The following is a 10,693-nucleotide window of genomic DNA, read 5'->3' as shown; positions in this document are numbered from 1 at the left end:
GCCCCGGTCGCCAAGCCGGACCCGGTTCCGGCCCCGGTCGTCAAGCCGGACCCGGCCCCGGTAGCCAAGCCGGTTCCGGCCCCGGTCCCGGAGTCGGCTCCGAAGCCGGATCAGGTCCCGGCCCCGGTCCCGGAGTCGGCCCCGCCCGCGGAGCCGGACCCGAAGGCCGTACGCACGCCCGTACGGGCCACCCCCGAGCCGACCGCGGAGCCTCGGCCCGCGCCCGCTCCAGAGCCTCAGCCCGCCCCTGCACACGCCCCCGGCCCCGCTCCCGTCCCCGAAACGCCGAGCGGCCAGGTCCCGGATGCCCAGGGGCACTCGGAACCCGGCCGTGAGGCTGCGCCCTGAGAGCTGCTCCGCAGGAGCGAGCGCTGCCGGTGCGCGGCGGGGGCTACTCCTTCACGCCGAAGAAGGGCTCCAGCGGGTCGGGCAGCTTGTCGTTGCAGGCGAGCGCGCCGGTCTTGGTCAGCGCGTCGTTCACGCAGGTGTAGTAGTCGCGGTAGACCAGCTGCACCGTGTAGCCCGTGGCCACGATCGCCAGCGCCAGCAGTGCCGTCACCAGCCCGCTGACCGCCGCCGTCGTCTGCTGGCGGCTGCTGCTCTGCGCGGTGGCGGGTGCGGCGGAGGGTGCGGCCCCCGGCGGCGGGGGCGTGGCGGCCCGGTCCGGACCGGTCGCGCCGGACACCGCCGCCTGCCCCTGGCCGGCCGCCTGGTTCTTCCGCGGCCCGCCGCGGAGCGCGCTGATCGACCAGTACACGGCGAGGGCGCCGAGGAGCATCGCGATCTCGGGGAAGTCGAAGAGGGCGAAGAAGAACGCCCACATGCCGCCCAGCACCGCGTAGCGTGCGCGCCGCTGCGCGGGGTCGGTCGGGTCCCAGCGCAGCCCGCCGGGGTTGCCCTCGGGGCCGCCGCCCTGGCCGCTCGGTCCGCCGGTGCCGCCGGGACGGCCACCGAAGCCGCCGCTCTGGCGGCCCGGCTGCTGGTCGCTCCACTGACTGCCCCAGACCGGGCGGTCGTCGCCGTTCCCCTCGCCGCCCTCACCGTTCCCGCCGTTGCCGTGGTTTCCCGGCGCGTGGGAGGGGTGGCGGGGCTGCCAGGGCTGGTCGGGCCGGTCCTCGGGCGGTGCCGCGAACGGGTTGTCGTCCGACGACCCCGAAGAGGACGACCCGGACGAGGACGACCCGGACGAGGGCGACCCCGACGGTGAGGACCCCGACGGCGAGGACCCCGAGCCCCCGGAGGACCCCGGACCCGAAGGAGAACCCGGACCCGAAGGAGAACCCGGACCCGACGAGGAGTCCGGCGATGAGGACTGGCGTTCCCGCATCAGCGTGGAGGCCCGCTCGGGCAGCGGGTGGCCAAGGGCGGTGCGGAGGCGGTCCGGCATGTGGTGAACGTCTTCCCCATCTCGTCATTTCCGCCCGGGGGCGGTTCCCTGACCCCTGACGCTACCTCCCGGCTACGCCCCCGTCCCGTGGGGGCCGCCGGGTGTGCCGGTATCGTTGCTGACGGTCGGACCGTTCGTAGAGTTCCCCGTATCCCGGGACGAGCTTCTTTCGTACGACCATACAAACGCACCTCCTGTACATCGCGTACCTGCTGCACCACGCGAGAAAGGGCCCCCACGTGGCCTCCCCGCCCTCCTCCGCCGCTCCGGCCCGTGTGGTCGTGCTCGTCTCCGGCTCAGGCACCAATCTCCAGGCACTCCTCGACGCCATCGGTGACGATCCCGACGGCTACGGCGCCCGGATCGTCGCGGTCGGCGCGGACCGTCACGGCACCCTCGGCGTCGAGCGCGCCGAGCGCGCCGGACTTCCCACCTTCGTGTGCAAGCTCGGCGAGTACGCGAGCCGTGACGAGTGGGACGCCGCCCTGACGGAAGCCGTGGCGGAACACCGCCCGGACCTCGTGGTGTCCGCGGGATTCATGAAGATCGTGGGCAAGGCGTTCCTGGCCGGGTTCGGCGGCCGCATCATCAACACCCACCCCGCCCTGCTCCCCAGCTTTCCCGGTGCTCACGGCGTCCGCGACGCACTCGCGTACGGCGTGAAGGTCACCGGGTGCACCGTCCACTTCGTCGACGACGGCGTCGACACCGGTCCGATCATCGCGCAGGGCGTGGTCGAGGTGACCGAAGAGGAAACGGTGGAGGGCGAAGCCGCCCTCCATGAACGCATCAAGGAAGTCGAGCGCAAGCTGCTCGTCGAGGCCGTGGGGCGGCTCGCCCGCGACGGCTATCGCATTGAGGGACGAAAGGTTCATCTCGGTCATGTCGGTGAATAAGCCCATCCGCCGCGCCCTGGTCAGCGTCTACGACAAGACGGGGCTCGAAGACCTCGCCCGCGGTCTGCACGAGGCAGGCGTCGAGCTGGTCTCCACCGGCTCCACCGCCGGGAAGATCGCAGCCGCCGGGGTGCCGGTCACCAAGGTCGAGGAGCTCACCGGCTTCCCCGAGTGTCTCGACGGCCGGGTCAAGACGCTGCACCCCCGCGTGCACGCCGGCATCCTCGCCGACCTGCGCCTGGACGCCCACCGCGAGCAGCTCGCCGAGCTCGGTGTGGAGCCGTTCGACCTGGTCGTCGTCAACCTGTACCCGTTCTCCGCGACCGTCGCCTCCGGCGCGTCCGACGACGAGTGCGTGGAGCAGATCGACATCGGCGGCCCCTCGATGGTCCGTGCCGCCGCCAAGAACCACCCGTCCGTGGCGGTCGTCACCAGCCCCGAGCGGTACGCCGACGTCCTCGCCGCGGTGAAGGAGGGCGGCTTCGACCTGACCGCCCGCAAGCGGCTCGCCGCCGAGGCCTTCCAGCACACCGCCGCGTACGACGTGGCCGTGGCCGCCTGGTTCGCCGAGGGCTACGCGGCCGCCGACGACTCCGGCTTCCCGGACTTCACCGGTGCGACGTACGCGCGTAAGAACGTCCTGCGCTACGGCGAGAACCCGCACCAGCCCGCCGCGCTCTACACCTCCGGCGAGGGCGGTCTCGCCGAGGCCGAGCAGCTGCACGGCAAGGAGATGTCCTACAACAACTACACGGACACCGACGCCGCCCGCCGCGCCGCCTACGACCACGCCGAGCCGTGCGTCGCGATCATCAAGCACGCCAACCCGTGCGGCATCGCGATCGCCGACGACATCGCCGAGGCCCACCGCAACGCGCACGCCTGCGACCCGCTCTCCGCCTACGGCGGCGTCATCGCCGTCAACCGTCCGGTGACCGTCGCGATGGCCGAGCAGGTCGCCGAGATCTTCACCGAGGTCATCGTCGCCCCGGCGTACGAGGACGGTGCGGTCGAGATCCTCGCCCGTAAGAAGAACATCCGCGTGCTGCGCTGCCCCGACGCCCCGACCGCGCCCGTCGAGGTCAAGCCGATCGACGGCGGCGCCCTGCTCCAGGTCACCGACCGGCTCCAGGCGGACGGCGACGACCCGGCCAACTGGACCCTCGCCGCCGGTGAGGCCCTGTCCGCCGACGAGCTGAAGGAGCTCGCCTTCGCGTGGAAGGCCTGCCGGGCCGTCAAGTCCAACGCCATCCTGCTCGCCAAGGACGGCGCCTCGGTCGGCGTCGGCATGGGCCAGGTCAACCGCGTCGACTCCGCGAAGCTCGCCGTCGAGCGCGCGGGCGAGGAGCGGGCACGGGGCGCGTACGCCGCGTCCGACGCCTTCTTCCCCTTCCCCGACGGGCTGGAGATCCTCACCGCCGCCGGCATCAGGGCTGTCGCCCAGCCGGGCGGCTCGGTCCGTGACGAGCTCGTCGTCGAGGCCGCGCAGAAGGCGGGCGTGACCATGTACTTCACGGGCACGCGCCACTTCTTCCACTGACGCCGCCCGCAGTGACGGACCGCAGGCCGTACCCGCTCCGGGTGCGGCCTGCGGTGCGTCCCGGCGTACGGAGATCAGTCGTCCCTCTGTTCTAATGAATGGCCTTGTCGGCCGTGGCGTGACCGGCGCGACCGGCAGTGACCAGTGAGGGATTCCGTTGCGGGGGGCACCGTGCTTGACCTGAACCAGAGCGAGACCGGCGTGTCCGGGGAGCAGGCCGAGGAGCCGGCCGGGCGTACGCGGCACCCGGCGCCGCTGCGCCCGTACCTGATCGCCGCCGTGGTCCTGTGCGCGCTCTACTTCCTCTACGGGTACCTGCGGTACAGCCACTTCCAGTCGCCCTCCTGGGACCTCGGCATCTTCGAGCAGGAGGTGCGCGCGTACGCCGGTTTCGACGCCCCCGTCGTCGACATCAAGGGCCCGGGCTATCTGATACTCGGCGACCACTTCAGCCCCGTGGTGGCGCTCCTCGTCCCCCTTTACTGGATCTGGCCGTCCGCGGTCGCCCTGCTGTTCGCCCAGGCCGCCCTGTTCGCCGGCTCCGCGGTCGTCGTGGGGCGTACGGTCCAGCAGATCCTGGGCGGACGCGCGGGCCTCTGCGCCACCGTCGCGTACGGACTGTCCTGGGGGCTCCAGGAAGCGGTGAAGGCCGACTTCCACGAGATCGCGTTCGCCGTCCCGCTGCTGGCCCTGGTCTGCCGGGCGCTGCTCATGGAGCGGTGGCGGGCCGTCGTCCTGTGGTCACTCCCGCTCGTCCTGGTCAAGGAGGACCTCGGGGTCACCGTCGCCGTGGTCGGCCTGCTGCTGGCCCTGTACGGGCGACGGCTCCAGGGCTTCCTGCTGGCGGCCTTCGGTGTGTTCGCGTTCGCGCTCACCGTGCTGGTGCTCATACCGGCGGCCAGCAGCGCGGGAACGTACGACTACTGGAAGAAGATCGAGGAGAACGGCGGCCAGGAGGTCTCCCTGCTGGACTCCGTCCTCGGCGTCCTCGACTCCTCCGTCAAGCTGGAGATGCTGGTCTTCCTCGTCGGCATCACCGCCTTCATGGCGCTGCGCTCACCCCTGGTCCTGCTCGTCCTGCCGACGCTCGGCTGGCGTCTGCTCTCCCAGGACTCCAACCACTGGGGCATGGTCTGGCACTACAGCGCGATCCTGATGCCGGTGGTCTTCCTGGCCATGGCCGACGGCGTCCGGCGCAGCCAGGGCTCGAAGCGGCCCTGGCTCGTCTCCTACGCGAACGTCGCCGTCCCCATGGCCGCGGCGGTCGCCGTCGCCCTCACCCAGCACCTTCCGCTCCGTGAGCTGCTGCGCCCGGAGACGTACCGCGCCGACGCGCGCACCCACGCCGCCGAGGAGGCGCTGGACGCCGTCCCGGTGGGCGCGCGGGTGGAGACGGACATCACGCTGATGGCCCACCTGACCTCGGACCGCACGGTCTACTGGGTCGGCGGGGCTCCCGGGACCGCCCCCGACGTCGTCGCGATCAACCTGGACTTCGGCTGGTCGCAGCCGATCGACGACCCGGTGAAGTACGCCCAGCAGCTGCACCCGGAGGCGCGCTACCGGGTCACCCGCGTCGCGGGTTCCTTCGTCGTCATGGAGCGGACGACGAAGGTGCCCGAGAACGGCTGAAGGCCGCACACCCCGGTCGAGCGGGTGCCACGGCCTTCACGCGTGCGGGTGCGGGCAGCTCAGTACTGCGGCTGCTGCTGGCGGTTGAACCAGGCGCCGCCGTCGGACTTCGCCACGAAGACGACCACCAGGACGGCGAGGATCGTGTGGACGAGGCCCATCACGACGAAGGGGTAGATGCCGAGGATCGCGGTGATCACACCGAACACGATGGTCGTCACGCGCAGGCCGTTGCCCCCCTTGCCGAACTTCGCGGCGAGGACGACGGCGAAGACGCCCCACAGCACGGCGAAGACGGCGATGGCCCACAGCACGCCACCCGAGTAGTCGGCCAGCTGCTGGAACTGGACGTCCTCCTGAAGCGTCGCGTCGTTCTTGGCCGCGTTCACGGCCGCCGCGGCGAGGGCGACGAAGATCGTGCCGATGACCTGGAGGCCGGCGATCACGTAGAGCATGACGCGTGCGGCCTTCACACCGCCGGGCATCTCCGTGGGCCCGCCCGGGAAGCCGTAACCGCCCTGGACCGGCGGGGCCTGCGGGTAGCCGTAGCCCTGCTGGGGAACGCCCTGCGGGGCCTGCTGGGGGTAGCCGTAGCCGGGCTGACCCTGGGGCGGCTGCCCACCCTGCTGCTGGCCGTAGGGGTTGTTGGGGTCGCCGAAGCTCATGGCGAATTTCCTCCGTTTGCGATCTGTCGGGGACGACGCGGTCCTGACGGAGGAAATCTGCGCAATCTGAACGGTTGGTCCCCCCGACACTACCCGCGGTGATGCGGGACTTATCGTCGTCGTGACATCCACGTTTTGTCCAGCCGATTGCCGAATGCGTTGTGCAAGTGCAATCTCGCGTCCAGGTGGCAAGCCAGGATTGGTACGCGGGCGGGGTCATCCGCGAGGATGGGGACCATGACTGCCCAGATTCTCGATGGCAAGGCCACCGCAGCTGCGATCAAGTCCGATCTGACCGTCCGCGTGGCGGCCCTCAAGGCACAGGGCATCACACCCGGCCTGGGAACCCTCCTCGTCGGTGACGACCCGGGCAGCCGCTGGTACGTGAACGGCAAGCACCGTGACTGCGCCCAGGTCGGCATGGGCTCCATCCAGCGCGAACTCCCCGACACCGCCACCCAGGAGGAGATCGAGGAGGTCGTACGGGAGCTCAACGCCAACCCCGAGTGCACGGGGTACATCGTGCAGCTCCCCCTCCCCAAGGGCATCGACACCAACCGCATCCTGGAGCTGATGGACCCGGCGAAGGACGCGGACGGGCTGCACCACATGAGCCTGGGCAAGCTGGTGCTGAACGAGACCGGCCCGCTGCCCTGCACCCCGCAGGGCGTCGTCACCCTGCTGCGCCGCCACGGCGTGGAGATCAACGGCGCCCATGTGGTCGTCGTCGGCCGCGGCGTCACCATCGGCCGCCCCCTCCCGCTGCTGCTGACCCGCAAGTCGGAGAATGCGACGGTCACCCAGTGCCACACCGGCACCCGTGACCTCTCGGCGCACCTCAGGCAGGCCGACATCATCGTCGCCGCCGCCGGGGTGCCCCACCTGATCAAGCCCGAGGACGTGAAGCCGGGCGCGGCCGTGCTGGACGTCGGTGTCAGCCGGGACGAGAACGGCAAGATCGTCGGCGACGTCCACCCCGGTGTGGCCGAGGTGGCCGCCTGGGTCGCCCCGAACCCGGGCGGTGTCGGCCCGATGACCCGGGCCCAGCTGCTCGTCAACGTGGTCGAGGCGGCCGAGCGTGCCGCCGCCGAGGCCTCCGCCGTCTCCGCCGGCTGATCCGGGCCGGAGGAACGTCATGGGCGCTGGTACGAGTCCGGCGGGCGGTACGCACGCGGACGGGCCGGCCGAGGAGACAGTCGTGTCCGAGGAGACAGCCGTGTCCGACGCGACAGGGACGTCCGACGGGACGGAGACGCCCGAGGGGGCCGGCATGTCCAAGGGGACCGGCACGTCCGAGGAGGCCGGGGTGACTGCGGCGGCCGGTGAGGCCGGTGAAGCCGGTGCTCCCGGAGAGGCCGAGGCCCCGGCAGGGGAGAGCGGTTCGACCTGGGCGCCCTCGCGGCGCTTCTCGCTGACCCGCGACACCGCGCGCCCCGAGGGCGGCGGCCGGGCGGCACCCGGGGACGCCCCCGCCCCCGCCCGGCAGTGGCCGCTGCTCACGGTGCTCTGCACCGCGGGGCTCGGGCTGCTGATCGTGGGGACCGATCCGTTCGCCGAGGCGTTCCGGGTCGGCGCCATGCTGATGGGTGTCGCGCTGCTCGCCGGAGCGGTGCTGCGCTGGGTGGTGCCCTCCGTCGGCATGCTCGCCGTACGGTCCCGGTTCACCGATCTGGTCACGTACGGCCTGATGGGGACGCTGATCGTGCTGCTCGCGCTGATGGCGCAGCCTGATCCCTGGCTGGACGTCCCGTTCCTGCCGGACGTGGTCCACTTCACGATCCGCTGAGTGGTGTCCGTCCCCTCCCCCGAGAAGGGACGGACACCGGACAGGGGATCCGGTGCACGAAGCGCCGGAATGAGGTGACTTGAGCGGCCTTGCCCTGTCCTGGGTCAAGCGTCATGGACATGAGGTACCGGGTTCAAGGGATGCCTGGTGCCTGTGGCACGGAGGTGACCATTCCGCCATCGTGTGATCGCCGCGCAACGGACGGAAGGGCGGAAGGGCGGACCGGGGAAGCGGCTCGGTGATGCGCTACGGCGCACAACGGAGCCCGTGCTCATACCGAATGCCCCCGTGCGCCCCTTTGTCCGGAACTGACATCCTGGATCCGTGCATCCTTCTGGGTAGGCCGGAGTGCGGGACCGACGTTCCGGCGGCAGGAAGGTAAGCCCGGTGCCGGGGTCGGGGGCGCGCCGGGGAACGGCCGGGGGAATCTACTGGGGGGAAGCAATGCCTCGTTGGAAGGCACTACCGGAAGAACTCGATCCGCAGGTGCGGGAGTTCGCGGGCCAGCTGCGCAGACTGGTGGACCGCAGCGGACTGAGCCTGGCCGCGGTCGCCGACCGCACGGGCTACAGCAAGACGTCATGGGAGCGGTATCTCAACGGCAGGCTGCTCGCACCCAAGGGCGCGATCGTCGCGCTCGCCGAGGTGACGGACACTCAACTCCACCATCTGACCACGATGTGGGAGCTGGCCGAGCGTGCCTGGAGCCGCTCCGAGATGCGCCACGACATGACGATGGAGGCCATCAGGATCTCCCAGGCGCGTGCCGCGCTCAACGAGGCGGGTGTGGCGGCGGCCCCCGTGGCGAGCAGGCGCGCGGCCCGCACGGCCGGCGGCACGAGCGGTACGAGCGGTACGGGCGTCGGGGGTGGTACGGGCGTCTCCACCGCCGGCGGGCCCGTCGGCGAGGGGCCCGGCGCGGGCCGCCCGTCCGTGCCCGTCCAGCGCTCCACGGCTCCGCGGATCCCGCAGCAGCCGCACCCCGGAGCCGTTCCGGACGCGGGCGGGAGCGACCACCTCACGGGCAGCGGTCCCGGAGACCGGAAGGAGGGCGGCCGTCGCAAGCTGCCCCTGGTCCTCGCCGGCGTCGTGGGCGCGCTGCTGCTGATAGCCGGCGCCGTGCTCCTCACGGACCTGGGCGGGGACGACGACGCGGGTGCGGCGGCCGCGACACCCTCCGCCGAGCCCACCGCGAGTGCGCCGCAGCTGCCCGCCGGGGTCGAGTGCAGCGGCGCCGACTGCACCGGCCAGGACCCGGAAGCCATGGGCTGCGGCGGCGAGTTCGCCGGGACGGTCGCCAGGGCGACCGTCGGCGGGGGCCTCGTCGAGGTCCGCTACAGCGAGACCTGCGGGGCCGCGTGGGCCCGTATCACCCAGGCGTCCCCGGGCGACACCGTGAAGATCACGGACGGCTCGTCGGAGCAGGAGGGCACGGTCGACGCCGATGCCGACGCGTACACCCCGATGGTCGCCGTGAAGAAGGCCTCCGACGCCGAGGCGTGCGCGACCCTCGCCTCCGGGACGACCGGCTGCACCACACCTGAGTGACGCACGGCGCCGCTGCGCTGCGTGACCGACTGTGCGCGGTGCCACAGGGGGGCGGGCGGTCCGGGCGGCGAGGGTCGGATAGCCTGACGGCTGGATATCTCTTCACGTCAAGATTCAGAGATATCCAGCACCAGGGGCAGGGACCCCCACCGCCAGCTGTCTAACGGAGATCGCCATGACCCGCACTCCCGTGAATGTCACCGTGACCGGCGCAGCCGGCCAGATCGGCTACGCGCTGCTCTTCCGCATCGCCTCCGGCCACCTGCTCGGCCCGGATGTGCCGGTCAACCTGCGACTCCTCGAGATCCCGCAGGGCCTGAAGGCCGCCGAGGGCACCGCCATGGAGCTCGACGACTGCGCCTTCCCGCTGCTGCGCGGCATCGAGATCACGGACGACCCCAACGTCGGCTTCGCCGGCGCGAACGTCGCCCTCCTCGTCGGCGCCCGCCCGCGCACCAAGGGCATGGAGCGCGGCGACCTGCTGTCCGCCAACGGCGGCATCTTCAAGCCGCAGGGCAAGGCCATCAACGACAACGCCGCGGACGACATCAAGGTCCTCGTTGTCGGCAACCCGGCCAACACCAACGCCCTCATCGCCCAGGCCGCCGCCCCGGACGTACCGGCGGAGCGCTTCACGGCGATGACGCGTCTGGACCACAACCGCGCGATCTCGCAGCTGGCCGCCAGGACCGGTTCCGCCGTCTCCGACATCAAGCGGCTGACGATCTGGGGCAACCACTCGGCGACCCAGTACCCGGACATCTTCCACGCGGAGATCGCCGGCAAGAACGCCGCCGAGGTCGTCAACGACGAGGCATGGCTGGCCGACACCTTCATCCCGACCGTCGCCAAGCGCGGCGCCGCGATCATCGAGGCCCGTGGCGCGTCCTCGGCCGCCTCGGCCGCCAACGCCGCCATCGACCACGTGCACACCTGGGTCAACGGCACCGCCGAGGGCGACTGGACCTCGATGGGTATCCCGTCGGACGGCTCCTACGGCGTGCCCGAGGGCATCATCTCCTCCTTCCCGGTCACCACGAAGGACGGGAAGTACGAGATCGTCCAGGGCCTGGACATCAACGAGTTCTCCCGTGCGCGCATCGACGCGTCGGTCAAGGAGCTCACCGAGGAGCGCGACGCGGTCCGCGAGCTCGGCCTGATCTGACCGGACTCCGGCCCCGGCCGGACACCGGAGCGGTACGAGGGCGCCCCCGGCAGCAGCTGCTGCCGGGGGCGCCC

9 protein-coding genes are annotated in these 10,693 nt (G+C 71.7%); 7 read left to right on the top strand and 2 right to left on the bottom strand.

Features of this window, described 5'->3' with window-relative positions:
• Nucleotides 1–391: 391 nt before the first annotated feature.
• Nucleotides 392–1,387, bottom strand: coding sequence for a hypothetical protein (locus tag JKV81_RS25045; protein WP_129265123.1), 996 nt, complete (start codon nt 1,385–1,387; stop codon nt 392–394).
• Between the two features lie 239 nt (nt 1,388–1,626).
• Here JKV81_RS25045 and purN point away from each other — a divergent pair, with 239 nt between their 5' ends.
• The 3 genes from purN to JKV81_RS25030 all read left to right on the top strand — a co-directional run bounded on the left by purN (nt 1,627) and on the right by JKV81_RS25030 (nt 5,455).
• A complete protein-coding gene (purN, locus tag JKV81_RS25040; RefSeq protein WP_124274304.1) occupies nt 1,627–2,283 on the top strand; it encodes a phosphoribosylglycinamide formyltransferase in 657 nt (218 codons plus the stop codon).
• Nucleotides 2,270–3,823 carry a bifunctional phosphoribosylaminoimidazolecarboxamide formyltransferase/IMP cyclohydrolase gene (gene purH, locus JKV81_RS25035; RefSeq protein WP_124274305.1) on the top strand — a complete coding sequence of 518 codons (1,554 nt, stop codon included), beginning with the start codon at nt 2,270–2,272 and terminating at the stop codon, nt 3,821–3,823. Before purN ends, purH begins: the two co-directional genes overlap by 14 nt.
• Nucleotides 3,824–3,994: 171 nt before the next feature.
• On the top strand, nt 3,995–5,455 hold the full coding sequence (locus tag JKV81_RS25030) for a DUF2079 domain-containing protein (RefSeq protein ID WP_372444248.1): 1,461 nt from the start codon (nt 3,995–3,997) through the stop codon (nt 5,453–5,455).
• A 59-nt stretch (nt 5,456–5,514) separates the two neighbouring features.
• Here JKV81_RS25030 and JKV81_RS25025 read toward each other — a convergent pair whose 3' ends face one another.
• On the bottom strand, nt 5,515–6,120 hold the full coding sequence (locus JKV81_RS25025) for a hypothetical protein (protein ID WP_129265125.1): 606 nt from the start codon (nt 6,118–6,120) through the stop codon (nt 5,515–5,517).
• 237 nt (nt 6,121–6,357) lie between these two features.
• Here JKV81_RS25025 and JKV81_RS25020 point away from each other — a divergent pair, with 237 nt between their 5' ends.
• From JKV81_RS25020 to JKV81_RS25005, 4 genes are all read left to right on the top strand, one after another.
• On the top strand, nt 6,358–7,236 hold the full coding sequence (locus tag JKV81_RS25020) for a bifunctional methylenetetrahydrofolate dehydrogenase/methenyltetrahydrofolate cyclohydrolase (RefSeq protein ID WP_202077883.1): 879 nt from the start codon (nt 6,358–6,360) through the stop codon (nt 7,234–7,236).
• Nucleotides 7,237–7,255: 19 nt separating this feature from the next.
• Nucleotides 7,256–7,906 carry a DUF3017 domain-containing protein gene (locus JKV81_RS25015; RefSeq protein WP_202077880.1) on the top strand — a complete coding sequence of 217 codons (651 nt, stop codon included), beginning with the start codon at nt 7,256–7,258 and terminating at the stop codon, nt 7,904–7,906.
• 444 nt (nt 7,907–8,350) lie between these two features.
• On the top strand, nt 8,351–9,454 hold the full coding sequence (locus tag JKV81_RS25010) for an XRE family transcriptional regulator (protein ID WP_202077878.1): 1,104 nt from the start codon (nt 8,351–8,353) through the stop codon (nt 9,452–9,454).
• A 175-nt stretch (nt 9,455–9,629) separates the two neighbouring features.
• Nucleotides 9,630–10,619, top strand: coding sequence for a malate dehydrogenase (locus tag JKV81_RS25005; protein WP_129265128.1), 990 nt, complete (start codon nt 9,630–9,632; stop codon nt 10,617–10,619).
• Nucleotides 10,620–10,693 lie beyond the last annotated feature (74 nt).

This window comes from Streptomyces silvae, assembly GCF_016745505.1.
In the GTDB taxonomy this organism is placed as follows: Bacteria; Actinomycetota; Actinomycetes; order Streptomycetales; family Streptomycetaceae; genus Streptomyces; species Streptomyces silvae.
The sequence above is the reverse complement of the archived record's forward strand: the minus strand, read 5'-3'. Positions and strand labels throughout refer to the sequence as shown.